Raw genomic sequence first — 24,835 nt, forward strand, 5'->3', positions numbered from 1 at the left:
TACTGCTGGCATTCCAATGGGTTATCGCAACGACACAGGAGTCCGCATGATTTCCGCACTGCTCGAATCCCTCGGCGTCGACGCCCGCCTCACCACCGGCGGCGATCAGGTCATCCACTCTCCCATCGACGGCAGCCGCCTGGGCGCGGTGCGCCTGGAAAGCGCCGCCGAGGTGGAGCAGAAGATCGGCCGCGCCGCCCACGCCTTCGACGCCTGGCGCAAGGTGCCGGCGCCGCGCCGTGGCGAACTGGTGCGGCTGTTCGGCGAGGAGCTGCGGGCGAGCAAGGCGGCCCTCGGCGAGCTGGTGTCCTGGGAGGCCGGCAAGATCACCCAGGAAGGGCTGGGCGAAGTGCAGGAAATGATCGACATCTGCGACTTCGCCGTCGGCCTGTCGCGCCAGCTCTACGGCCTGACCATCGCCTCCGAGCGCCCGGGCCACCACATGCGCGAGACCTGGCACCCGCTGGGCGTGGTCGGGGTGATCAGCGCGTTCAACTTCCCGGTCGCCGTCTGGTCGTGGAACACCGCGCTGGCGCTGGTCTGCGGCAACTCGGTGGTCTGGAAGCCATCGGAGAAGACGCCGCTCACCGCGCTGGCCTGCCAGGCGCTGTTCGAGCGAGCGCTGAAGCGATTCGGCGATGCGCCTGACTACCTCAGCCAGGTGGTGATCGGTGATCGCAGCGCCGGCGAAGCGCTGGTGGACGACGTGCGCGTCGCCCTGGTCAGCGCCACCGGCAGCACCCGCATGGGCCGTGAAGTCGGCCCGCGCGTGGCGGCCCGTTTCGGCCGCAGCATTCTCGAACTGGGCGGCAACAACGCCATGATCCTGGCGCCCAGCGCCGACCTCGACATGGCCGTGCGCGCCGTGCTGTTCAGCGCCGTCGGCACCGCCGGGCAGCGCTGCACCACCTTGCGCCGGCTGATCGCCCACGCGTCGGTGAAGGACGAGTTCGTCAGCCGCCTGAAGACCGCCTATGCCAAGGTGCGCATCGGCCATCCGCTGGAAGGCAACCTGATCGGCCCGCTGATCGACGAGCGCAGCTTCCTCGCCATGCAGGGCGCGCTGGAGCAGGCGCGCGGCGAAGGCGGCGTGGTGTTCGGCGGCGAACGCCAGCTGGCCGACCAGTTCCCCGAGGCCTACTACGTGTCGCCGGCCATCGTCGAGATGCCCGAGCAGAGTGACGTGGTGCGCAGCGAGACCTTCGCACCGATCCTCTACGTGGTGCCCTACCAGGACTTCGAGGAGGCGCTGGCGCTGAACAACGGCGTGCCCCAGGGCTTGTCGTCGTGCATCTTCACCACCGACCTGCGCGAGGCGGAAGCCTTCATCTCGGCGGTGGGCAGCGACTGCGGCATCGCCAACGTCAACATCGGCCCCAGCGGCGCGGAGATCGGCGGCGCCTTCGGTGGCGAGAAGGAAACCGGCGGCGGCCGCGAGTCCGGCTCCGACGCCTGGAAGGCCTACATGCGCCGGCAGACCAACACCGTGAACTACTCGCGGGAACTGCCGCTGGCGCAGGGCATAGTCTTCGACTGAACACGCAGGAATTGCACTTCCTGTAGGAGCGAGCTTGCTCGCGAACAAGCCCCGCTGCGGACCCCTTCGCGAGCAAGCTCGCTCCTACGAAAAGCATGCTGTACCGAGTCATTCACAAAGGTTCGCGTAGAAGGATCGCTGGATGTCGCTTCGCCAAGAATGTCTGTGGGAACACCTGACTCCCGACCGCCCGGAAGCCCCGGCGCTGCGTGGGGATCGCAAGGTCGACGTGTGTGTCATCGGTGCGGGCTTTACCGGGTTGTCCGCCGCGCTGCACCTGCTGCAGCGGGGCCAGAAGGTCTGCGTGCTGGAAGCCCACACCACCGGGCACGGTGGCTCGGGGCGCAACGTCGGGCTGGTCAACGCCGGCCTGTGGATTCCCCCGGACGAGATCGAGGCCGGCATGGGCGCGGAGGTGGGGCAACGGGTCAACCGCATGCTCGGCAACGCCCCGTCGCTGGTGTTCTCGCTGATCGACCAGTACGGCATCGATTGCCAGGCGCGCCGCGAAGGTACCCTGCACATGGCGCACAACGCCCGGGGCCTGGCTGACCTGCGCAGCCGCTGCGAGCAGTGGAGCCGCCGCGGTGCGCCGGTGGAACTGCTCACCGGCGCCGAGTGCGAGCAGGCCTGCGGCACCGACAAGATCGCCGGCGCGCTGCTCGACCGCCGCGCCGGCACGCTCAACCCCATGGCCTACGTCAGCGGCCTCGCCCGTGCGGTGCTCGGCCTGGGGGGCGAGCTGTACCACCATTCCCCGGTGGTCGGCCTGGTGCGCGTGGGCAGTACGTGGAATGTCATCACCGCCGGTGGCGTGGTCACCGCCGACAAGGTGGTGATCGCCTCCAGCGCCTACACCGAAGGCGAGTGGACGCAGCTGCGCCGCACCTTCTTCCCCGGCTACTACTACCAGGTTGCCTCGCGTCCGCTGGAGGGCGCAGAAGCCGCGCGCATCCTGCCAGGCGGGCAGGGCTCCTGGGATACCCGCCAGGTGCTCAGCAGCATTCGCCGCGACGCCGATGGCCGCCTGCTGCTCGGCAGCCTGGGCAAGGGCACCGGCAAGCCGGCGTGGTTACTGAAAAGCTGGGCGGATCGCATCCAGCAGCATTACTTCCCGAAGCTGGGCAAGGTGGACTGGGAGTTCACCTGGACCGGCTGCATCGACTTCACCCCCGACCACCTCATGCGCCTGTTCGAGCCGGCGCCGGGGCTGGTCGCCATGAGCGGCTACAACGGGCGTGGCGTGACCACCGGCACGGTGGTGGGCAAGGCCTTCGCCGACTTCCTGCTGGACGGCGACGCCAGCGCTCTGCCGATGCCGCTCAGGCCCATGGAGGAAATCTCCGCGGTGGGCCTGCGCAGCTGTCTGTACGAAGCCGGCTTCTCCCTCTACCACGCCGGGCAGTGCCTGCGGGTGGTCATCTGAGGTTGTTCGGAACGGGGCGTGCGCCGCCCCGGTTTGACCCGCCACCGCTCGCCGCACTTTGGTCTAGCCTCTTATGGTGCGTTACCCCGACGGGTCTGCACCGCGGATGTGCAGTTCGGTGACAGCGATGGTTACGGTTGGGGTTGCGCCTGTGGTGGCAGGAAAAAGCCAGTCCACGGGAGGGAAGGTTGCACCCTGCTGCCTGTCTGGTTGCACCTTCTGCTTTCAATGGGTTGCACGTGTCTAGCACTTGATGTCTGCCAGCTCGGGCTGTTTTCGCTGTAGGACTTGGTTAATAACAAAAACGAATGGCACGCCGCTTGCTGTCGATTAATCGCTGAATCGCTTAAACGAGAAATCGCCAACAAGACATACACCGCGCCATTACAAAAACCCTCAGGAGCAAAACTCCATGTCGCAGAAGATTTTCAGAAAAGGCTTTCTGGCTCTGGCGGTCACCACCGCCCTAGGCGTGTCTTCCGTAGTACAGGCCGATGTCGTTATCGGGGTCGCAGGTCCGCATACCGGGGCGAATGCCTCGTTCGGTGAGCAGTACTGGCGTGGGGCGAGCCAGGCCGCAGACGATATCAACGCCGCCGGCGGTATCAATGGCGAGAAGATCAAGCTGGTGAAGGCCGACGACGCCTGCGAGCCGAAGCAGGCCGTGGCCGTGGCCAACCGCCTGGTGGACCAGGACAAGGCCGTCGCCGTGGTCGGCCACTTCTGCTCCTCTTCCACCATCCCCGCCTCGGAGGTCTACGACGAGGCCGGCGTCATCGCCATCACCCCCGGTTCCACCAACCCGCAGGTCACCGAGCGCGGCCTCTCCGGCATGTTCCGCATGTGCGGCCGTGACGACCAGCAGGGCATCGTCGCCGGCGACTACATCGTCGACGTGCTCAAGGCCAAGAAAGTGGCGGTGATCCACGACAAGGACACCTACGGCCAGGGCCTGGCGGACGCCACCAAGGCGCAACTGAACAAGCGCGGCGTGAAGGAAGTGCTGTACGAAGGCCTGACCCGTGGCGAGAAGGACTTCAACGCCCTGGTCACCAAGATCCGCGCCTCGGGCGCTGAAGTCGTCTACTTCGGCGGCCTGCACCCGGAAGCCGGCCCGCTGGTCCGGCAGATGCGCGAGCAGGGCCTGACCGCCAAGTTCATGTCCGACGACGGCATCGTCACCGACGAACTGGTCACCACCGCCGGCGGCCCGCAGTACGTCAAGGGCGTGCTGATGACCTTCGGTGCCGACCCGCGCCTGATCCCGGACGGCAAGGCCGTGGTGGAGAAATTCCGCGCCAACGGTTTCGAGCCCGAGGGCTACACCCTCTACGCCTATTCCTCGGTACAGGCCCTGGCCGCTGCCTTCAACGGCGCCGGCAAGACCGACCCGGCCAAGGCCAGCGCCTGGCTGAAGGCCAATCCGGTGCAGACCGTGATGGGCAAGAAGGAGTGGGACAAGAAGGGTGACCTGAAAGTCTCCGACTACGTGGTCTACGAGTGGGACGACAAGGGCAAGTACCACCAGCTCGACGCGTTCAAGAAGTAACCGCCTGACCTGCCGGCGCCGCTACCCGCGGCGCCGGCTTCCCCGCAGGTCGACGAAACGCGCAGCTGGTCACGAGCCGGTGATCGCGCGAGCCGTCAGCCTTTCCTGCCCAGCTTGCGCGAGTACCCAATCGTGGACGGTATCTTCCTCCAGCAAATGATCAACGGGCTGACCCTCGGGTCGGTCTACGGCCTGATCGCCATCGGCTACACGATGGTCTACGGCATCATCGGCATGATCAACTTCGCCCATGGCGAGGTGTACATGATCTCCGCCTACCTCTCGGCCGTGGCCCTGGCGCTGCTGGCCTTCTTCGGCCTGCAGTCGTTCCCGCTGCTGATCCTCGGCACCCTGGTCTTCACCATCTTCGTCACCGGTGTCTACGGCTGGGTGATCGAGCGCATCGCCTACAAGCCGCTGCGCAACTCCACGCGCCTGGCGCCGCTGATCTCTGCCATCGGCATGTCGCTGATCCTGCAGAACTACGTGCAGCTGGCCCAGGGCCCGCGCCAGCAGGGCGTGCCCACGCTGCTCGACGGCGCCTTCAAGTTCCACATCGGCGAAGGCTTCGTGCAGCTGACCTACACCAAGGTGTTCATCCTCATTGCCGCCTTCGTCGGCATGGCGGTGCTGACCTACGTGATCCAGTACACCAAGCTCGGGCGCATGTGCCGCGCCACCCAGCAGGACCGCAAGATGGCCTCGATCCTGGGGATCAACACCAACCGGGTGATCTCCTACGTGTTCGTCATCGGCGCCGCCATGGCCGCGCTGGCCGGCGTGCTGATCACCATGAACTACGGCACCTTCGACTTCTACGCCGGCTTCATCATCGGCATCAAGGCGTTCACCGCTGCGGTGCTCGGCGGCATCGGCTCGCTGCCCGGCGCCATGCTCGGCGGGCTCATCCTGGGCGTGGCCGAGGCGCAGTTCTCGGGCGTGGTGAACACCGACTTCAAGGACGTGTTCGCCTTCGGGCTGCTGGTGACCATCCTGATCTTCCGGCCGCAAGGGCTCCTGGGGCGTCCCCAGGTGTCGAAGGTGTAAGCATGATGTCCGCGACCCCGACTTCCGGCGCGCCGAAACCGGCGCGCATCGATATCAAGAAGAGCCTCGTCGACACCGTCCTGGCCGGCCTGATCGCCCTGATCGTGTTCGGCCCCATCGTCGGCGTGGTGCTCGATGGCTACAGCTTCAAGCTCGAACCGGTTCGCCTCGCCTGGATGATCGGCGCGGTGATGCTCGGCCGCCTGCTGCTCAGCCTGTACCTGCAGACGCCGGCCGGCCTGCGCGTCATGGAACGCTTCGAGACCTCCGACTCGGGCATCAGCGTCCTGCCGCCGGGCTACAAGACGCGCCTGCGCTGGATCGTCCCGCTGGTGATCGTCGCCGCGGTGATCTTCCCGTTCTTCGCCAGCAAGTACCTGCTCACGGTGATCATCCTCGGGCTGATCTACGTGCTGCTGGGCCTGGGGCTGAACATCGTGGTCGGCCTCGCCGGCCTGCTCGACCTCGGCTATGTGGCCTTCTACGCCATCGGCGCCTACGGCCTTGCGCTGGGCTACCAGTACCTGGGCCTGGGCTTCTGGACGGTGCTGCCGCTGGCGGCCCTCACCGCCGCGCTGGCCGGAGCGCTACTGGGCTTCCCGGTGCTGCGCATGCACGGTGACTACCTGGCCATCGTGACCCTGGGCTTCGGCGAGATCATCCGCCTGATCCTCAACAACTGGCTGTCCTTCACCGGCGGCCCGAACGGCATGCCGGTGCCGTCGCCGACCTTTTTCGGCCTCGAGTTCGGGCGCCGGGCGAAGGAGGGCGGTACGCCGATCCACGAGTTCCTCGGCATCGAGTACAACCAGAACTTCAAGTTCCTGTTCATCTACGTGGTGCTCTTCCTGGTGGTGCTGCTGGTGCTCTACATCAAGCACCGGCTGACCCGCATGCCGGTGGGCCGCGCCTGGGAAGCGCTGCGCGAGGACGAGATCGCCTGCCGTGCCATGGGCCTGAACCACGTGCTGGTGAAGCTCTCGGCGTTCATGCTCGGCGCCTCCACCGCGGGCCTGGCCGGGGTGTTCTTCGCCAGCTACCAGGGCTTCGTCAACCCGTCGTCCTTCACCTTCTTCGAGTCCGCGCTGATCCTCGCCATCGTGGTGCTGGGCGGCATGGGCTCGACGGTGGGCGTGGTGATCGCCGCCTTCGTCCTCACCGTCGCGCCGGAGTTGCTGCGCAGCTTCGCCGATTACCGCGTGCTGCTGTTCGGCATCCTCATGGTGCTGATGATGATCTGGCGACCGCGCGGGCTGATCCGCATCAGCCGCTCGGGCTTCGCCGTACGCAAGGGGGTGGCGCCATGAGCGGTGACAAGATCCTCAGCGTCGAGCACCTGATGATGCACTTCGGCGGCATCAAGGCGCTCAACGACGTCAACCTCGACGTGGAGCGCGGCTCCATCACCGCGCTGATCGGCCCCAACGGCGCGGGCAAGACCACGGTGTTCAACTGCCTGACCGGTTTCTACAAGGCCACCGGCGGCAACATCCTGCTCAACACGAAAGGCGGCACCACCGACGTCATCAAGGTGCTCGGCCAGCCGTTCCAGGGCGGTGACTTCGTCAACCCGGCGCAGTTCGCCAACCGCCTCTACTACAAGATGTTCGGCGGCACCCACCTGGTGAACCGCGCGGGGCTGGCGCGCACCTTCCAGAACATCCGGCTGTTCCGCGAGATGTCGGTGGTGGAGAACCTGCTGGTGGCCCAGCACATGTTCGTCAACCGCAACCTCATCGCCGGCGTGCTCAACACCCCCGGCTACCGCCGCGCGGAAAGCGAGGCGCTGGACCACGCCTTCTACTGGCTGGAGGTGGTGGACCTGGTGGACTGCGCCAACCGCCTGGCCGGCGAGATGTCCTACGGGCAGCAGCGCCGCCTGGAGATCGCCCGCGCCATGTGCACCCGGCCCGAGCTGATCTGCCTCGACGAACCCGCCGCCGGCCTCAACCCGGCGGAAACCCAGGCCCTGGCGCGCATCGTGCGCTACCTGCGCGACCACCACGGCATCACCGTGCTGCTGATCGAGCACGACATGGGCATGGTGATGAACATCTCCGACCACATCATCGTGCTCGACCACGGCGTGGTCATCGCCCGTGGCGCGCCGGACGAGATTCGCCACAACGACAAGGTAATCGCCGCCTATCTCGGCGCGGACGAAGAGGAACTGGCATGACGGCGCCGATGTTGGAATTCCGTGAGGTCGATGTGTTCTACGGGCCGATCCAGGCGCTGAAGAAAGTCTCGCTGACCGTGGGCGAGGGGGAGACCGTGGCGCTGATCGGCGCCAACGGCGCGGGCAAGTCCACGCTGCTGATGTCGATCTTCGGCCAGCCGCGCGCGACCAGCGGCGCGATCCTCTACAAGGGCCAGGACATCCGCAACAAATCCGCGCACTACGTGGCCTCCAACGGCATCGCGCAGTCGCCGGAAGGGCGCCGGGTGTTCCCCGACATGACGGTGGAGGAGAACCTGCTGATGGGCACCATTCCCGTCGGCATGGACCACGCCCAGGAAGACATGCAGCGCATGTTCGACCTCTTCCCGCGGCTGAAGGAGCGGCGCAACCAGCGCGCCATGACCATGTCCGGCGGCGAGCAGCAGATGCTCGCCATCGCCCGCGCGCTGATGAGCCGGCCCAAGCTGCTGCTGCTCGACGAACCCTCGCTGGGCCTGGCACCCATCGTGGTCAAGCAGATCTTCCAGACCCTGCGCGAGCTGGCGCAGAGCGGGATGACCCTGTTCCTCGTGGAGCAGAACGCCAACCACGCACTGAAGCTGTCCGACCGTGGCTACGTGATGGTCAACGGCGAGATCCGCCTGAGCGGCACCGGCGCGGAGCTGCTGGGTAACCAGGAGGTTCGCAACGCGTATCTGGGTGGGCACTGACGCCATCACCTTTCGTAGGAGCGGACTCCGTCCGCGATGCTTTCCGGCGCGCGCCTGAGAACATCGCGGACGGAGTCCGCTCCTACGGTTATCCATTGCTTTCCTGCAGAGGGTTTCCATGCACGACCTCCGCTTCCTCACCAACACCGACGTCGCCGAACGCCTGGGCTATCCCCAACTGATCGAAGCCCTGCGCATTGGCCTGGCCGGCGATTGCCAGGCGCCCGTGCGCGGCTGCCATGAGCTGCCCGACAACGCCTCGCTGCTGACCATGCCGGTATGGCGGCCGGGGCAGGATATCGGCGTCAAGCTGGTCACCGTGTTCCCCGGCAACGGCGCGAAGAACCTGCCGGCGGTGGCCGCGCTGTTCTGCCTGTTCGACGGCGAAACCGGCCGCCCGCTGGCCATGCTCGAAGCCTCGGAAATGACCGCGCGGCGTACCGCCTGCACCTCCGCCCTGGCCGCCGATTACCTGGTGCGCCGGGATGCGCGGCGGTTGCTGATCGTCGGCAGCGGCACCCTGGCACCGCACATGGTTCGCGCCCACTGCTCGGTGCGCGAATACGAGGACATCGCCCTCTGGGGCCGCCAGGACGACAAGGTGAACGCGCTGGTCAGGCAACTGCAGGACGAAGGCTATCCCGTCCACGCCTGCGCGGACCTGCGCGGCGCCGTCGCGGCGGCGGATTGCATCAGCTGCGTCACCACCTCCCGCGAACCCATCGTCCATGGCGCCTGGCTGCGCTCGGGGTGCCACCTCGATCTGGTCGGCGCCTTCCTGCCATCCATGCGCGAGACCGACAGCGACGCCGTCCGCCGCGCGCGCATTGTCGTGGATACCCGCGACGGCGCGCTGGAAGAGGCGGGCGACCTGCTGATCCCGCTGGGCGAGGGCGTGATCGACGAGAGCGCTATTGAGTGCCAGCTCAGCGACCTGCTGCGCGGTCGCGGCGCACGCGCGGATGACTCTGAGATCACCCTGTTCAAGTCCGTCGGTTACGCACTGGAAGACCTGATCGCTGCGCGCCTGCTGGTGCAGTGAGGCGCCGCCGAAAGCGTCCAGAAAATCTGTGGGTTCGCCTGTGGATAACCTCTGGGAGAACCGCGCCGGGCCCCGGAGGATCAGGGGTGCAGCAGGGCGGTCGATTTCTGCTCGATAGGGCTGCAACCCCTGTATGGATGGACAGTTACGCCTGGGCGGGAAAGTTCCGCTGTCCCGATAGTTGTCCCCGGCAGCCGTTGAAAGACCTGTGGATAACCTTGGGAAGAACTTCTCCAGCGCAGCGGCGGCGCGGCCCGTAGCGGGGCGCTCGAAAATCGTCCAGGCAGAATCCGGCGTTGCGCTTGCCCACAGAAAATGGGGAACAGCCTGTGGACAAGGTGGGCGCAAGTCGCGGCGCGCCAGCAGCCATGCGGCTTTCGCGCGGCTGTGCGGGTTTTATCCAGCCTGGCTGTTACGCAACGCAGCGGATGCAGGCTGTTATGCTCGACCGACCGACAAGAACGCGCACCGCACGATTCCCCGGCAAGCATCGGCGACGGCAGTGCCCAGCATGAGGATTTCAGTGATGACCACTCCCACTCTCTTCATTACCGGCGCTACTTCCGGTTTCGGCGAAGCCTGTGCGCGGCGCTTCGCCCGCGACGGCTGGTCGCTGGTGATCACCGGCCGCCGCGAGGAGCGCCTGACGGCGCTGGCCGAGGAGCTGTCCTCCGAGACCGATGTACTGCCGCTGGTGCTCGACGTGCGCGACCGCGCGGCGATGACGGCCGCGGTGGACGGCCTGCCGGAGAAATTCGCCAAGCTGCGCGGCCTGATCAACAACGCCGGCCTCGCCCTGGGCGCGGACCCTGCGCAGGAGTGCGAGCTGGACGACTGGGACACCATGGTGGACACCAACATCAAGGGCCTGATGTACGCCACGCGCCTGCTGCTGCCGCGCCTGATCGCCCACGGCCCGGGCGCGAGCATCCTCAACCTGGGGTCGGTGGCCGGCCACTGGCCCTATCCGGGCGGCCACGTGTACGGCGCGACCAAGGCCTTCGTCCAGCAGTTCTCGCTGAACCTGCGCTGCGACCTGCAGGGCACCGGCGTGCGCGTCACCAACCTCGAGCCGGGCATGTGCGAGAGCGAGTTCTCCCTGGTGCGCTTCGGTGGCGACCAGGCGAAGTACGACAAGACCTACGCCGGCGCCGAGCCGATCCAGTCCGCCGACATCGCCGAGACCATCCACTGGATCCTCAACCAGCCGCCGCACATCAACATCAACACCCTTGAGATCATGCCGGTCAGCCAGGCGTGGGCCGGGTTTGCGGTGCATCGCAAGGGGTGATGTCCAGGTTGTCACCCCAGCCCTGGGCTTTGGCATCCGGCGTCGCTCTACCTCCTGCATCCATGCGTGTCCCTGGCGGAGGGGGCTGATGGGGCGATTCCATGCTGCTCGGAACAATCCCCTCTCCCGCTGGCGGGAGAGGGTTAGGGAGCGGTGCTCTTGATTTTGTAGGAGCGAGCTTGCTCGCGAACCGGCCCCGCAGCGGGGTTGTCGCGGGCATGGCCCGCTCCTACAGGGGCGGCTTTTGTGTCTGTGGCGTAGGAGCGGACTCCGTCCGCGATAGGCCCGCATCGCGCCGGAAGCCATCGCGGACGAAGTCCGCTCCTACGTTTGTTCAGCCGGCCAGTAGCCGCGCAGCCCGCCGGTGATCCGGGCTTGGTGTGCGGGCGGCGCTGATTCCGTGCCGGGTTGTCTGCTCTCGTAGGAGCGAGCTTGCTCGCGAACCGGCCCCGCAGCGGGGTTGTCGCGGGCATGGCCCGCTCCTACAGGGGGGCGGCTTTTGTGTCTGTGGCGTAGGAGCGGACTTTGTCCGCGATAGGCCCGCATCGCGCCGGAAGCCATCGCGGACGGAGTCCGCTCCTACGTTCGTTCAGCCGGCCAGCAGCCAGGCGCCGGCGCCCGCCGACGCCAGGCCGGCGAAGCGCACCAGCGGTGCAGCGGCCTGCGGCAGCAGGCGAACGATTCCGTACCCGGCGGCATGCAGGGCGGCGGTGGCGGCGACGAAGCCGGCGGCGTACAGCCACGGGCTGCTCAGGTCCGGCAGTTCCAGGCCGTGGGCTACGCCATGGGCGAAGGCGAACAGCGCCGTCGCGCCCATCGCCAGGGCCAGCGGCGGTCGCACCGCCAGTGCAACGCACAGGCCCAGCGCCAGGACGGAGGCGGCGATGCCGGTCTCCATGAACGGCAGTTGCAGCCCTTCGAAGCCCAGCAGGCCGCCGACCAGCATGGTCGCGACAAAGGTGCACGGCAGCGCCAGGCGTGCCGCCCCCCGTTGCTGCGCGGCCCAGAGGCCGACGGCGAACATTGCCAGCAGGTGGTCGAGGCCGGTGATGGGGTGGGCGATGCCGGCGATCAGGCCGTGGTCGCCGTGGCCCGGATGGGCGAAGGCCACCGCCGGGGTGAGGAACAGCGCGATGCTGTAGAGGGCTTTGCGCAGTTGCATGGAAGACTCCCTGGTTCTTGTGATGGGGCGGCCGGCATCCGCGGCCGCGGAGAAGGCATCAGGCCGCGGTCAGCAGGCCCTGGCGTTCGATGAAGGCGATGATCTCGGCCAGGCCCTGGCCGGTCTTCTGGTTGCTGAACACGAAGGGCTTGTCCCCGCGCATGCGCGTGGCGTCCTGGTCCATCACTTCCAGCGAGGCGCCCACCAGCGGGGCGAGGTCGATCTTGTTGATCACCAGCAGGTCGGACTTGCAGATGCCCGGCCCGCCCTTGCGCGGGATCTTGTCGCCGGCGGACACGTCGATCACGTAGAGGGTCAGGTCCGACAGCTCGGGGCTGAAGGTGGCCGAGAGGTTGTCGCCGCCGGATTCCACCAGGATCAGGTCGAGGCCGGGGAAGCGGCGGTTGAGCTGATCCACGGCTTCGAGGTTGATCGAGGCGTCCTCGCGGATCGCCGTGTGCGGGCAGCCGCCGGTTTCCACGCCGATGATCCGCTCCGGCTCCAGCGCCTCGTTGCGCACCAGGAACTGCGCGTCCTCCTGGGTGTAGATGTCGTTGGTGACCACCGCGATGTTGTAGCGCTGGCGCAGGGCGCGGCACAGCGCCAGGGTCAGGGCGGTCTTGCCGGAGCCCACCGGGCCGCCGATGCCGACGCGAAGGGGTTGAGAGTTCATGGCAGTTCTCCTAGGAGCGGAACAGACGGCTGTATTGGGTTTCATGGTTCATGCAGGCGAGCGCGAGACCGAAGGGCGCGCCGCCGTGGGCGTCATTGCGCAGCGCAGCGTGGCAGGCGGCGTCGAGCTCGGGGAGCAGCTGCGAGGTGAGCTTCTGCGCGGCCAGTTGGCCTAGCGGCAGGGTCTTCATCAGCACCGCCAGCTGGTTCTCTAGCCAGCTCCACAGCCAGGCGCCCAGGGCCTGCTCCGGGGTCAACCGCCAGGCGCGGGCAGCCAGCGCCCAGGCGGCGGCGAACGACGGTTCGGCCTGTGCGGCGAGCCACTGGCGCGCGGGGGCGTCCAGCTCGGGCAAGGCGTCGAGCAACTGGCCGAGGGAGAAGCCCATCTGCCGGTTCTCCAGGCCCAGCTCGCGGGTTTCGCGGCTGGCGCGATGTCGTTCGGCGGCGTCGCCCAGGGCGTCCCAGTCGGCGGCGTCGGCTGCGCGCAGCAGTTCGGCCAGCAACGGGCCTTCGAAGCGCGCAAGGTTCAGCTGCAGCTGATCGACGAGCCAGGTGCGGGCGCTCTCGGCGTCCTTCACCTGGCCCTGGTCGATGGCGCTCTCCAGCCCTTGGGAATAGCTGTAGCCGCCGATGGGCAACTGCGGGCTGGCCAGGCGCAGCAGCGACCAGAGACTCAAGACTTCGCTCATGACTACGGTCTTCCCCGGCGACTCGGAGCAGCCCCCTCTCCCTTCGGAGCGGGGCGCGCAGCCAGGGTTGGGGACAGGGTGCCGATCCCGAGCACGATGTTCACAGACGCACTCCGAACTGGTGCAGCTTCGGCGCGTAATTGAACTGCTCTTCGCCGTGGTGGGAGTGGTGATGCCCGCCGCCGTAGGCGCCGTGCTCCGGCTGGAAGGGCGCTTCGATGGCCTCCACCGTGGCGCCGAGCTGGTCGAGCATCGCCTTGAGCACATAGTCGTCGAGCAGGCGCAGCCACCCCTCGCCGACCTGCAGGGCCACATGGCGATTGCCCAGGTGATAGGCCGCGCGGTTCAGCTCGCGGGCGTTGGCGCAGGTGACATGGAGAAGTTGTTCCGGCGCCGCGCAGACGCGCACCACGCGGCCGTCGTTGGCCAGCAGGCACTCGCCATCGACCAGCGGTGACTGCCCGCGTTCTAGGAACAGGCCGACGTCTTCACCGCTGCGGGTGAAGCAGCGCAGGCGGCTCTTGCTGCGCGCCTCGTAATTCAGGTGCAGCTCGGCGTCCCAGTGTTCGCGGGGTTCGATTCGTTGGTGGATGACCAGCATGGCAGCGTCCGGCAGTAGCAATGGCACAGCTACAGCAAGGGGCTTGCCAGTGCGGGCCTCCGCCAGCGCTGGCGCGGGCTGGCGGGGTTGTCCAGGTGATCAGGAATGGTGCGGGCGCTCGACGATGGTGCGCACGAAAACGGTGCGCACCAAGGCGGGGCGCGTTTGAAGCGTAGGAGCGGACTTTGTCCGCGATTGGGTGGCTTGGCGCTAGGGGCGGTCTGAGCGGGGATCGATCGCGGGCATGGCCCGCTCCTACAGGGATGCTCCAACGCTTCGTTCAAAGAAGGATGACACTACGGCATCAGCCGGCACGATCTGTCCCCTCTCCCCTTGGGAGAGGGCTGGGGTGAGGGAACGCAAGGGCACAGACGCTCCTGAGACAGCGTAGGGCGCATAACGCCTGGGGCGTTATGCGCCCTACGTTGCCAGCTCCTGAACTTGCCCGCTGGGGGTGGTTCGCGAGCAAGCTCGCTCCTACAGGGGGTTGGCAGAGCATGCCCGGCGCTTCAGGGGCGCGAGCCGATGCCGGTCCAGTGCTTGGCGCCGATCATGATGAAGCGCAGCTGCTGGGTGATCTTGGCCTGGGGCGAGAGGTGCGTCGGCAGGCTGTCGGCCGGCGGGTCGATCAGCTCGGGCAGGGTGGCGAACACCGTTTTCACCACCAGGTCGGCGATCACGTCGATGTCCTGGGCGGTGAGGTGCGGCAGCTTGTTGAGCAGCGCAAGGTCCGCGGCGAGGTCGTCGGTGATGCGCTGGCGCAGCGCGCCCACGGCCTGGCGGATGGGATGGGAGCCGCCGTACTGCTCGCGGGCGAGGAAGAGGAACTGGGTGCGGTTGGCGGTCACCGCGTCGAGGAAGATGCGCACCGAGGCCTCGATCACGCCGCCCAGCTCGAACTCGTTGTGACGCACCACGCGCAGGGTTTCGCGGAAGGTCTCGTCGACATCGGCGACCAGCGCCAGGCCCAGCGCGTCCATATCGGCGAAGTGACGGTAGAAGCCCGCCGGCACGATGCCCGCCGCTTTCGCCACCTCGCGCAGGCTCAGGCTGCCGAAGCCGCGGCCACTGTCCATCAGGCTGCGCGCGGCGTCCATCAGGGCCAGGCGGGTCTGTTGTTTCTGTTCGGCGCGGGGAGTGGACATACGGCAGGTCTATCCAAGGCGAAGGCGCAGGCACTCTAGCAAATGCCGCCCGGCGCGGGGGAAGTTCCTGAGCTTTCCAGTGAACAGGTGTTGACTGAAAAGTCCTGCCCATGCGATTTTAAGTGAACACATGTTTACTGGTTGGTGTTCATCCATGTCCCTGCTGCCCTTCGCCGGCCTGCGCTTCGTCTCGCCGTTGCTGACCCCGTTGCGTGCCCTGGTGCGCAGCCAGTGGCTGCGCGAGGCGGACGTGGACGCCGTGCTGCGGGCCTGCAACCCAGGCTGGGCATTGCGGCGGGTGTTCGCTCGGGTCGAGGCGCGGCAGTGGGTGGCCGACGACATGCTCGAACTGCGCCTGCGCCCCAATGCGCACTGGCGCGGCGCCCGCCCGGGGCAGCACGTGCAGCTGTTCGTCGAGCGCGACGGGGTACGCCACAGCCGCAGCTACAGCCTGACCCGTATCGCCGACGATGGCTGCCTGGAGTTCGCCGTGAAGCGGCAGCCGGGCGGGCGGATCTCGTCCTTCCTGGCGCATCGGCTGTGTGTCGGGGATGTGCTGGAGCTGGGCGCGCCGGGCGGCGAGCTGAGCTGGCCGGCGGACGACCAGGGCGTGTTGCTGCTGGCCGCCGGCAGCGGCCTGACGCCCTTGCTCGGCCTGCTGCGCGAGGCGCTGGCGCGCGGCTACAGCGGCCCAGTGACGCTGCTGCATTACGTCCGCGAGCGTGGCCAGAAGGCCTTCGTCGACGGGCTTCAGGCGCTGGCGCGGCAGTATCCGAACCTCGAGCTGCGCTGGGCGTTGAGCGGCGATGCCGTGCAGGACGGGGAGTTCGCCGGGCGCTTTTGCCCCGAGCATGTCGCCGACCTGGGCAGTCGCCACGTGCTGGCCTGCGGGCCCGGTGGTTTCGTCGCCAGCGTGCGCCAGGCGCTGGACGCAAGCTGCCGCAGCTTGCAGGTGGAAAGCTTCAGCCCGCCGGCCTGGGATGACAGCGAGCCGGCACGCTCCGTGAACCTGCGCTTCGCCCGCAGCGCATTGCAGGTGCAAGGGGACAGCCGCCGCAGCCTGCTGGAGCAGGCCGAAGCCCAGGGCCTGCGCCCGCTGCATGGTTGCCGACAGGGCGTCTGCACCCGGTGCACCTGCACGCTGGTGAGCGGTTGCGTGCGCGATCTGCGCAGCGGCGAGCTGTTCAGCGAACCCGGCCAACCGATCCGTCTGTGCGTCAGTGCGCCCCAGGGCGACCTGACCGTCGATCTCTGAATCAGGACCTCGTCATGCGCGAAGACCGCGACCTCAGCGCCGCCGAACTGGTGGCCTTCGGTGCCGAGCTGGACGCCCTGCGCCAGCGCACCCTGCACGACCTGGGCGAGCAGGACGCCCGCTACATACGGCGCATCCGCGCGGCGGTGCGCTGGTGCTGCTGGAGCGGCCGCGCGCTGCTGATGGCCGGCTGGTTCCCGCCGACCTGGCTGCTGGGCACCGTGCTGCTGGGGCTGGGCAAGATCCTGGAGAACATGGAGCTGGGCCATAACGTCATGCATGGCCAGTACGACTGGATGAACGATCCGGAATTCGCCGGCCGCAGCTACGAGTGGGACATCGTCGGCCCCTCGGACTTTTGGCGGCACACGCACAACCACGTGCACCACACCTACACCAACGTGCTGGGCATGGATGATGACGTCGGTTATGGCGTGGTGCGGCTGTTCCCCGAGCAGAAATGGAAACCCTTCTACCGTTGGCAGCCGCTCTGGGTGACGATCCAGGCGCTGCTGTTCCAGTACGCGGTGGCGGTGCAGCACCTGCGCCTGGACCAGTACCTGAAGGGGCGGATGAGCAAGCAAGAGCTGCGCCCGTTGTTGCGCCAGTTCAACGCCAAGGTCGGGCGGCAGTGGGTGAAGGACTACCTGGCGTTCCCGCTGCTGGGCCTGTTCACCGGCGCGTTTGGGGCGGTGCTGCTGGGCAACGTCGTGGCCAACCTGATGCGCAACCTGTGGACCTTCACGGTGATCTTCTGCGGCCATTTCACCGAGAGGGCGGCGGTGTTCCCGCGCGAGGTGGTGCAGGGCGAGACGCGCGGCCACTGGTACCTGCGCCAGCTGCGCGGGTCGAGCAACCTGGAGGGCGGGCCGCTGTTCCACATCCTCACCGGCAACCTCAGCCACCAGATCGAGCACCACCTCTATCCGGACCTGCCGGCGCGCCGCTATGCGCAGCTCTCTAAAGAGGTGCGGGCCATCGCCGCGCGCTACGGCCAGACCTACAACAGCGGCCGGCTGTCGGCGCAGTTCGCCACGGTGCTCAAGCGCATCTGGGTATATCGCCGGCCGACGCCGCCCGCCGCTGTGTGAGGCTGGTTCAGGCGCGGCGGGTCATCGGCGAGGCGATTTCTTCGCGCAGGGCGCGCAACTCGGCGGCGTCCTGATTGAGGTGGTGGATGGCCTTGAGCAGCTTCTGTCGGAGCAGGTCGTCCTGGACCTGTTCGACCGCCCGCATGACCTCCAGCGCCGTGGCTTCGTTGTTGGCGGCGACGGCGTCGAGGGTTTTTCGCAGGCTGCGGGTTGCGTGATTCACGGTGTGTTCTCCTGAAAACTGCACGCACCCTACGACCTGAGTATTTCCAATAAATTTCAACAAGTTGCTTTCCGATCGACGGTCATGGTGTCGCACCGCTGGCACAGCGATTCAGGAAAGCATGCACAGCGCCAGCAGCGGCACCAGGTTGAGCAGGAGGACGCCGATCTTGTAGACCGCCATACCTCCGTAATGGATGGCATCGAAGGTCGCCACCGGCACGGCGAACCAGCGCGCGTGGAGGCGGTAGAGCGCGTCGTGGGCGACGCTGAAGGCGGCGAACCAGATCACCAGGATGGCGTAGTTGACCAGGGTGCAGTAGAGCAGGAAGGGTTTGAGTTCGACGAAGGGCATGATGTTTCTCCGGCCACCGGCTGTTGGGGGTGGCGACATCATTGAGCGTTGCACCACTTTTGCCGGCGGGCGCGCGTCCGATGGTCGCGACGCTGGCGGACGGCCATAATGCCAAGTGGGTCAAGGCATTGTGATCTTTGCCCCGCCGACGCTGTCCGATGTGCGGGCGGCCTCCGCTGCCGCCACACTCCCATCCCTTCTTACCTGCCGGACTCGCCATGTTCAGCCCGCTCGTCACGTTCCCCGCGCTCTATACCGCCACGCTGCTGATGCTCGCCGGCTCCGGCCTGTTCACCACCTACATGGGCCTGCGCCTGACCCAGGAAGGCGTCAGCGACCTCTGGGTCGGCGGCCTGATGGCGGCGTATTACTTCGGCCTGGTCTGCGGCGGCAAGTTCGGCCACAAGCTGATCGCCGGCTTTGGCCACATCCGTTCCTACGTGGCCTGCGCCGGGATGGCGACGGTGATCGTGCTGATCCACGCGCTGGTGTCGCAGTTGGAGGTGTGGATCGTGCTGCGCTTCGTCATGGGCGCGGTGATGATGAACCAGTACATGGTCATCGAGAGCTGGCTCAACGAGCAGGCCGAAGGTCACCAGCGCGGCAAGGTGTTCGCCGGTTACATGGTGGCGGTCGACGCCGGCCTGGTGGTCGGCCAGGGCCTGCTGGCGCTGAGCCCGGCGCTGGACTACAAGCCGCTGCTGCTGGTCGCCATCTGCTTCTCCTCGTGCCTGATCCCGCTGGCGCTGACCCGCCGCGTGCACCCGGCCAAGCTGGTGGCGGCGCCGCTGGAGATCGGCTTCTTCTGGAAGCGCGTGCCGCAGTCGCTGGGCACCATCTTCGTCGCCGGCCTGATGGTCGGCGCCTTCTATGGCCTGGCGCCGGTATACGCCGCGCGCAATGGGCTGGACACCGCGCAATCGAGCTTCTTCGTCGGCATGTGCATCGTCGCCGGCTTCTGCGCCCAGTGGCCGCTGGGCTGGCTGTCGGACCGGGTGAACCGCAGCTGGCTGATCCGCGCCAACGCCCTGCTGCTGTGCCTGGCCGCCGTGCCGATGTGGGGATTGATCGAGCTGCCCTACACCCTGCTGCTGGTGAACGGGTTCGTCACCGGCATGCTGCTGTTCACCCTCTACCCGCTGGCCGTGGCGCTGGGCAACGACCACGTCGAGCAGTCCCGTCGCGTGGCGCTGTCGGCCATGCTGCTGACCACCTATGGCGTCGGTGCCTGCATCGGCCCGCTGTTCGCCGGCGCGATGATGCGCCACTTCGGGCCGGGCATGTTCTACATGCTGGTCTCGGCCTATGCGCTGGTGCTGATCTTCTGGGTGCAGCCCAAGCGCGTCACCGGCGCGCACCGCGTGGACGAGGCGCCGCTGCACCACGTGGCCATGCCCGACACCGTCAGCCCGATGGCCGCCGCACTGGACCCGCGCGTCGATGAAGTGCCGGAGGAACTGGTGGTGGACGCGCCGCCAAGCATCGGTCGTTCCGATGGTGCGCCCGATGCCGGGGAGCCCAAGGGCTGAGCCCATTTCCGTCGCGCAGAAATGAGAAAGCCCGGCAGATGCCGGGCTTTTCTTTCGCCGTTCAGGCGTATTTCGTCAGGATCAGGAAACACGCTTGAGGTGGGCGTCGTACACGGTGTCACCACCGGACTCGGCGACCATGTTGCTGTGCAGGCGGTCGATGGTGCGTTCGGAGCCGTTCTCGGCGACGCGGACGTCATCCATTTGCTGATGCAGACGGTCGATGGTGCGCTCGGAACCGTTGTCGGCGACGCGGGCGCCTTCCATTTGCTGGTGCAGGCGGTCGATGGTGCGCTCGGAGCCGTTGTCGGCAACGCGGGCTTCGTCCATTTGCTTGTGCAGGCGATCGATGGTGCGTTCGGAGCCGTTGTCGGCCACGCGGCCTTCGCTCATTTGCTGGTGCAGGCGATCGATGGTGCGCTCGGTGCCGTTGGCAGCGACGCGGGCCTGGGCGCTCTGCTGCTGCAGTTGCTCGCTGCTGCGCGGGCCGTTGTTGAGGATGGCCGGAGCGGCGAACACGGCGCTGGCGGTCATCAGGGAAGTGAGTGCGAGGCTGAGGGCGATCTTGGTTTTCATGTTCCGTGGCTCCGAAAGGGGGCGGTATGTTTTGGCTACGGGGTTATTTTCCCTTCGGATAAATCGATTTAAAAACGATGCCGCGTAATACAGAGCATCAGTGATGTCGATTATTTAGCCGGCTAATTTCAACTATCGCCGTGAATGATGGAACGACGAAAACCGCTCTAGGGCGGCGTATTCACGGGTGTTCCGGGAAGTTTCAGGCAAGACGCCGTTACAAAGCTCGGCTGGCCTGTCGACGAGAGTGGGGCTACGCGGAAAGCCAGGGATAAGAAAGCCCGGCGGGGCCGGGCTTTTCTCTCACCTTGCGGTGTACTGCCGGGAGCGTTACGCCTTCAGGTGGGCATCGAAGACGGTATCGCCACCCGATTCGGCGACCATGTTGCCGTGCAGTTGATCGACAGTGTGCTCGGAGCCGTTTTCAGCAACGCTCATTTCGCTGTGCAGGCGGTCGACAGTCTGGCTGGAGCCATTCTCGGCCACGCCCAGTTGCTTGTGCAGGCGGTCAACCGACTGGCTGGAACCGTTTTCGGCAACGCTCATCTCGCGGTGCAGGCGGTCGATGGATTGGCTGGAACCGTTCTCGGCCACGCCCAGTTGCTTGTGCAGGCGGTCAACCGACTGGCTGGAGCCGTTTTCGGCAACGCTCATTTCGCGGTGCAGGCGGTCGATGGATTGGCTGGAACCATTCTCGGCCACGTTCATTTTCTGAATCAGGCGATCGACCGATTGGCTGGAACCATTTTCGGCGACACGGGCCTTGGCGGCGTCCAGTTGTTTCTGGCGTTGATCCAGGGTGCGTTCGGCGCCGTCCTGAACCAGGACCTGGGTCTGGCTGGCGTTGATGACCGGGGATTCCTGCTGGGAGCCGGCGAAAGCGGCGTTGGCAGCAAGTACGGAAAGGGCAAAGCCAAGTACGAGGGTGCGTTTCATGATGCGGCTCCAGAAAGAGTGGGGAGTTCGTTGGACACGGGCTCAGTATCTGTTCTGGATTATCGATTGGAAAACGACTCCGCAAGATAGTCGCTATCGACGCCGATGATTGTTGAATTGCCCCTTTAAAATCAAATACTTGATTTTAAAAATTGACTTCTATCAACGTCCTCGATGGGCGTTATCGGCGTGATTGCTAGTATCAGATAAATAGATATGTTGCAGGTCGGCCTGGCCGCGCAGGCTCTGCGACGAGGGTTCTGGCGAGGGCGGGGGTAAAAAAGACGACGCCCGGCCGGATGCCCGGGCGTCGTTGAGGGAAGTCAGGTGGGTTACTTCAGGTCTTGCAGCAGGTCGGCCATGTCGTCGGCGTGCTCTTCTTCCTGGGCGAGGATCTCCTCGAACAGGCGGCGCGTGGTCGGATCGTCATCGCCCAGGTAGACCACGATCTCGCGGTAGCTGTCGATGGCGATGCGTTCGGCGACCAGGTTTTCGGTGATCATCTCGCGCAGGTTGGCGCCGGCCACGTATTCGGCGTGGGAGCGCTCGGTCAGCCCGTTGGGGTTGAAGTCCGGCTCGCCGCCCAGCTGCATGATGCGCTCGGCCAACTGGTCGGCGTGCTGCAGTTCCTGGCCGGCGTGCTCGAGGAATTCGGCGGCGGCCACGCTGGCCTTCAGGCCGGTGGCCATAAAGTAGTGGCGCTTGTAGCGCAGGTAGCACACCAGTTCGGTGGCCAGCGACTCGTTGAGCAGGCGCAGCACGGTTTCACGGTCGGCATGGTAGCCCTCGGTCACCGCGCCTTCCTCGATGTTCTGGCGCGCCCGCTGGCGCAGGGTCTGGACGTCGGTCAGTTGTGCCTGGTTCATCAGATATCTCCTTATCGGCGGCCTTGTGCCGGGCCGGCGCTACGGTGGCGCGCGGCGCGGTTGGGTTCACAAGGGTGTGAGTGGCGAGGCGGCGGAAAAGTTTGGTTTTTTTGTGCGGCCGGTGCCTGTGCGAAACGTCCTGAAAGCAGGCGAGGCGGATTGCGGGAGCCATTGCCTCGCTATGCTGGTCCAAGACGACAGGCCAAGGGAGAATGCCGGCCCGGCATGCTCAGGCGGCCGACGCTTACCGGCAGCCGCGTGGGGACGTGGCTGCTTCCACCGACGCGGCCAGCAGGGAGTTCAGGTATGACGCGCGGGAAAAGAATCTGCCTCTGGAGCTTCATCGGTTTCCTCGCGGTGATCGCCGCGCTGGTGGTGTTCATCGCCACGTTCGACTGGAACCGGCTGAAGCCCACCATCAACGACAAAGTCTCGGCCGAGCTGGGGCGGCCCTTCGCTATTAACGGCGACCTGCAGGTGTTCTGGCGCACGGAGCCTGAAGAGGGCGGCTGGCGCGGCTATGTGCCGTGGCCGCACTTCAGCGCCGCCGATATCACCCTGGCCAACCCGGCCTGGGCCGCCGGCAAGACGCGCTCGGCGAACTTTGCCAGCCTGGAGAAGGTCGAGTTCCGCCTCGCCCCGCTACCGCTGCTGTGGCAGACGGTGAAGATCCCGCAGATCGTCCTGACCCGCCCCAGTGCGGACCTGCTGCGCCTGGCCGATGGTCGCGCAACCTGGACCTTCGAGTTGCCGAAGAAGGATGAAGACCCCAACGCGCCGGCCGAGCAGTCCTCCTGGACGCTCGACATCGGCGAGATCGGCTTCGACAAGGGCAGCGTGACCCTCGATGACCAGCACCTGAAGACCCGCCTCGAACTGCTGGTGGACCCGCTGGGCAAGCCGGTGCCGTTCGGCCAACTGGCGGGCAAGGCACTGGCGGGCGGCGACAAGGCCGCGACCCAGGACTACGTGTTCGGCTGGAAGCTCAAGGGCCAGTACAAGGGCCTGCCGCTTGCCGGCGCGGGCAAGGTCGGCGGCATGCTCGCCCTGCAGGACGCCACCAAGCCCTTCCCGGTACAGGCTGACGTGTCCGCCGGCAGCACCCGCGCCAGCATCGTCGGTACGCTGACCGACCCGCTGAACCTGGGGGCGCTGGACCTGCGCCTGAAACTGGCTGGCAGCAGCATGGCCAACCTCTTCCCGCTCACCGGCGTCACCCTGCCCGACACGCCGGCCTACGAAACCGACGGGCGCCTCAAGGCCGAGCTGCACGACTCCGCCGGCGCACGCTTCCACTATGAGAACTTCAACGGCAAGGTCGGCGACAGCGACCTGCATGGCGATCTCGTCTTCGTCAACCGCCAGCCGCGACCCAAGCTCTCCGGCAAGCTGCGCTCGGAACAACTGCGCATGGCTGACCTGGGCCCGCTGATCGGCGCCGATTCCAACCAGGAAAAACAGGCGCGCGGCCAGAGCACCCGCCAGCCGGCGGACAAGGTGCTGCCGGTGGAAGAGTTCCGCACCGACCGCTGGCGCGCCATGGATGCCGACGTCGAGTTCACCGGCAAGCGCATCGTGCACAGCGACAAGCTGCCGATCAGCGACCTCTATACCCACCTGGTGCTCAACGACGGCCTGCTGACCCTCGAACCACTGCGCTTCGGCGTGGCGGGCGGCACGCTGGATTCGCACATCCGCCTGGACGGCGGCAAGACCCCGCTGCAGAGCAGGGTCCAGCTGCAGGCGCGTAACTTCAAGCTCAAGGAGCTGTTCCCCAGCTTCGCGCCGATGCAGTCCAGCTTCGGCGAGCTGAATGGCGACGCGGCGCTGAGCGGCACCGGCAACTCGGTGGCGACCCTCCTTGCCGGCGCCAACGGCGAGATGAAGCTGCTGATCAACGATGGGCGCATCAGCCGCAGCCTGATGGAGATCGCCGGGCTCAACGTCGGCAACTACGTGGTGAACAAGCTGTTCGGCGATGACGAGGTGAAGATCAACTGCGCCGCCGCCGATGTCGGCATCACCAATGGCCTGGCCACGCCGCGGGTGTTCGCCTTCGATACCGAAAACGCGATCATCACCGTGGACGGTACGGCCAATTTCGCCACCGAGCAGCTGGACCTGGACATCACCCCGCAGAGCAAGGGGGTGCGCATCTTCTCCCTGCGCTCGCCGCTGTACGTGCAGGGCACCTTCAAGAATCCCAAGGCCGGTGTGCAGGTGGTACCGCTGGCGGCGCGTGGCGCGGGGATGGTCGCCCTGGGCGTGGCGGTGGCCCCGGCGGCGGCGCTGCTGGCGCTGATCGCGCCGAGCAAGCAGGACGATAACCAGTGCGCCGCGCTGCTGCAACAGATGAAGCAGCCGCCCAAGGCGCCGGCACCGGCGAAGCGGAAATAGGCCTTTCCTGTAGGAGCGGACTCCGTCCGCGATGCTTTTGATTTCGGTGTTCTGCGCCGCTTCGGCGTGCTCTGGGACTTCTTGTTTCGCCCCCTCGGGCGACCTTCTTTGGCAAACGCCCCAAAGAAGGCAAAGGTCTTGCCCCGGACATCCGGTTTTTCGCTTAGGCGAAAAATTCCCTCGTTGAAGCGAAGTTTCAGGGGCACGCTGCGAAGGGCCATCCATGGCCCATCGCAGCTCTCGCGACATCCATGTCGCTTAACCCCTGAAACTTCGCTTCAACGAGGCCTGCTGAACGGGGCATTCGGCGCATGCGGACATTTCTCTGGAAGTCTCCAGAAGCCAAAGCCAAATCCGGACCTGTGGAGTGGGCTCTTCTTAGAGCGAGCTTGTTCGCGAACGGCATGGCACCGTTCCTACCTGAAATATCGTGCCGGGCCTGCCCTCTCCCCAGCCCTATAAGGTCCCTCTCCCTTCGGAGCGGGGCGCGCAGCAGCGAGAGCGAGATCGCTCGCACGGGGTATCCGAAAAGACAGTTGCTCCTACGCCACCGGC

At 66.5% G+C, this 24,835-nt stretch carries 22 protein-coding genes and 1 pseudogene; 13 read left to right on the top strand and 10 right to left on the bottom strand.

From position 1 onward, the window contains the following. Positions 1–46: 46 nt before the first annotated feature. From ACNFIA_RS12315 to ACNFIA_RS12355, 9 genes are all read left to right on the top strand, one after another. The gene (locus ACNFIA_RS12315) at positions 47–1,537 is read left to right on the top strand and encodes an aldehyde dehydrogenase family protein (protein ID WP_311197207.1); all 1,491 of its coding nucleotides are present in this window, start codon (positions 47–49) and stop codon (positions 1,535–1,537) included. Positions 1,538–1,679: 142 nt separating this feature from the next. Next, entirely contained in the window at positions 1,680–2,963 is a 1,284-nt protein-coding gene (locus tag ACNFIA_RS12320) for an NAD(P)/FAD-dependent oxidoreductase (RefSeq protein WP_416785119.1), read from the top strand. Between the two features lie 412 nt (positions 2,964–3,375). Next, complete coding sequence (locus ACNFIA_RS12325) at positions 3,376–4,512, top strand: branched-chain amino acid ABC transporter substrate-binding protein (protein ID WP_416785121.1); 1,137 nt, start codon at positions 3,376–3,378, stop codon at positions 4,510–4,512. A gap of 132 nt (positions 4,513–4,644) precedes the next feature. Next, the gene (locus tag ACNFIA_RS12330) at positions 4,645–5,559 is read left to right on the top strand and encodes an ABC transporter permease subunit (protein WP_416785123.1); all 915 of its coding nucleotides are present in this window, start codon (positions 4,645–4,647) and stop codon (positions 5,557–5,559) included. 2 nt (positions 5,560–5,561) lie between these two features. Next, on the top strand, positions 5,562–6,866 hold the full coding sequence (gene livM, locus ACNFIA_RS12335; RefSeq protein WP_416785125.1) for a high-affinity branched-chain amino acid ABC transporter permease LivM: 1,305 nt from the start codon (positions 5,562–5,564) through the stop codon (positions 6,864–6,866). Next, positions 6,863–7,738, top strand: a complete 876-nt coding sequence (locus tag ACNFIA_RS12340) for an ABC transporter ATP-binding protein (RefSeq protein WP_259757611.1) — start codon at positions 6,863–6,865, stop codon at positions 7,736–7,738. Before livM ends, ACNFIA_RS12340 begins: the two co-directional genes overlap by 4 nt. Further along, positions 7,735–8,451 carry an ABC transporter ATP-binding protein gene (locus tag ACNFIA_RS12345; RefSeq protein WP_259757610.1) on the top strand — a complete coding sequence of 239 codons (717 nt, stop codon included), beginning with the start codon at positions 7,735–7,737 and terminating at the stop codon, positions 8,449–8,451. The genes ACNFIA_RS12340 and ACNFIA_RS12345 overlap by 4 nt, the downstream gene beginning before the upstream one ends. Before the next feature lie 118 nt (positions 8,452–8,569). Then, positions 8,570–9,493 carry an ornithine cyclodeaminase family protein gene (locus ACNFIA_RS12350; protein ID WP_416785128.1) on the top strand — a complete coding sequence of 308 codons (924 nt, stop codon included), beginning with the start codon at positions 8,570–8,572 and terminating at the stop codon, positions 9,491–9,493. A gap of 526 nt (positions 9,494–10,019) precedes the next feature. Further along, positions 10,020–10,784 (top strand): SDR family oxidoreductase, encoded by a 765-nt coding sequence (locus tag ACNFIA_RS12355; RefSeq protein WP_416785130.1) that lies wholly within the window; start codon positions 10,020–10,022, stop codon positions 10,782–10,784. 589 nt (positions 10,785–11,373) lie between these two features. Here the strand turns inward: ACNFIA_RS12355 and ACNFIA_RS12360 are convergent. The 5 genes from ACNFIA_RS12360 to ACNFIA_RS12380 form a co-directional block, all read right to left on the bottom strand. Further along, positions 11,374–11,946, bottom strand: a complete 573-nt coding sequence (locus tag ACNFIA_RS12360) for a HupE/UreJ family protein (RefSeq protein WP_416785132.1) — start codon at positions 11,944–11,946, stop codon at positions 11,374–11,376. A 58-nt stretch (positions 11,947–12,004) separates the two neighbouring features. Further along, positions 12,005–12,619 carry an urease accessory protein UreG gene (ureG, locus tag ACNFIA_RS12365; RefSeq protein ID WP_017518232.1) on the bottom strand — a complete coding sequence of 205 codons (615 nt, stop codon included), beginning with the start codon at positions 12,617–12,619 and terminating at the stop codon, positions 12,005–12,007. A 10-nt stretch (positions 12,620–12,629) separates the two neighbouring features. Further along, positions 12,630–13,307 carry an urease accessory protein UreF gene (locus tag ACNFIA_RS12370; protein WP_416785134.1) on the bottom strand — a complete coding sequence of 226 codons (678 nt, stop codon included), beginning with the start codon at positions 13,305–13,307 and terminating at the stop codon, positions 12,630–12,632. A 100-nt stretch (positions 13,308–13,407) separates the two neighbouring features. Beyond that, positions 13,408–13,908, bottom strand: a complete 501-nt coding sequence (ureE, locus tag ACNFIA_RS12375) for an urease accessory protein UreE (protein ID WP_259757603.1) — start codon at positions 13,906–13,908, stop codon at positions 13,408–13,410. Positions 13,909–14,417: 509 nt separating this feature from the next. Next, positions 14,418–15,053, bottom strand: coding sequence for a TetR family transcriptional regulator (locus tag ACNFIA_RS12380; RefSeq protein WP_259757601.1), 636 nt, complete (start codon positions 15,051–15,053; stop codon positions 14,418–14,420). 154 nt (positions 15,054–15,207) lie between these two features. Here ACNFIA_RS12380 and ACNFIA_RS12385 point away from each other — a divergent pair, with 154 nt between their 5' ends. Together ACNFIA_RS12385 and ACNFIA_RS12390 are read left to right on the top strand one after the other, a co-directional pair. Next, complete coding sequence (locus ACNFIA_RS12385; RefSeq protein WP_416785137.1) at positions 15,208–16,308, top strand: ferredoxin reductase; 1,101 nt, start codon at positions 15,208–15,210, stop codon at positions 16,306–16,308. Positions 16,309–16,322: 14 nt separating this feature from the next. Continuing rightward, positions 16,323–17,399 carry a fatty acid desaturase family protein gene (locus ACNFIA_RS12390; RefSeq protein WP_416785140.1) on the top strand — a complete coding sequence of 359 codons (1,077 nt, stop codon included), beginning with the start codon at positions 16,323–16,325 and terminating at the stop codon, positions 17,397–17,399. Positions 17,400–17,406: 7 nt separating this feature from the next. On the opposite strand, the gene ACNFIA_RS12395 is transcribed toward ACNFIA_RS12390, so the two are convergent. Continuing rightward, positions 17,407–17,622, bottom strand: coding sequence for a hypothetical protein (locus ACNFIA_RS12395; protein ID WP_259757598.1), 216 nt, complete (start codon positions 17,620–17,622; stop codon positions 17,407–17,409). 111 nt (positions 17,623–17,733) lie between these two features. Next, positions 17,734–17,976 (bottom strand): DUF6868 family protein, encoded by a 243-nt coding sequence (locus tag ACNFIA_RS12400; RefSeq protein WP_259757596.1) that lies wholly within the window; start codon positions 17,974–17,976, stop codon positions 17,734–17,736. A 218-nt stretch (positions 17,977–18,194) separates the two neighbouring features. Here ACNFIA_RS12400 and ACNFIA_RS12405 point away from each other — a divergent pair, with 218 nt between their 5' ends. Beyond that, the gene (locus ACNFIA_RS12405; RefSeq protein WP_416785142.1) at positions 18,195–19,505 is read left to right on the top strand and encodes an MFS transporter; all 1,311 of its coding nucleotides are present in this window, start codon (positions 18,195–18,197) and stop codon (positions 19,503–19,505) included. A 183-nt stretch (positions 19,506–19,688) separates the two neighbouring features. Here ACNFIA_RS12405 and ACNFIA_RS12410 read toward each other — a convergent pair. The 3 genes and pseudogenes from ACNFIA_RS12410 to ACNFIA_RS12420 form a co-directional block, all read right to left on the bottom strand. Next, a pseudogene (locus ACNFIA_RS12410) lies at positions 19,689–20,081 on the bottom strand (phage infection protein); the annotation flags it as partial. 330 nt (positions 20,082–20,411) lie between these two features. Next, positions 20,412–21,017, bottom strand: a complete 606-nt coding sequence (locus tag ACNFIA_RS12415; protein ID WP_416785144.1) for a hypothetical protein — start codon at positions 21,015–21,017, stop codon at positions 20,412–20,414. A gap of 332 nt (positions 21,018–21,349) precedes the next feature. Beyond that, the gene (locus ACNFIA_RS12420) at positions 21,350–21,883 is read right to left on the bottom strand and encodes a ferritin-like domain-containing protein (RefSeq protein ID WP_259757593.1); all 534 of its coding nucleotides are present in this window, start codon (positions 21,881–21,883) and stop codon (positions 21,350–21,352) included. A gap of 306 nt (positions 21,884–22,189) precedes the next feature. Between ACNFIA_RS12420 and ACNFIA_RS12425 the strand changes: the two genes are divergently transcribed. Further along, complete coding sequence (locus ACNFIA_RS12425; protein ID WP_416785146.1) at positions 22,190–24,280, top strand: AsmA family protein; 2,091 nt, start codon at positions 22,190–22,192, stop codon at positions 24,278–24,280. The last annotated feature ends 555 nt before the right edge of the window (positions 24,281–24,835 follow it).

This window comes from Pseudomonas sp. NY15437 (assembly GCF_048068435.1).
GTDB classification, from domain to species: domain Bacteria; phylum Pseudomonadota; class Gammaproteobacteria; order Pseudomonadales; family Pseudomonadaceae; genus Pseudomonas; species Pseudomonas nitroreducens_B.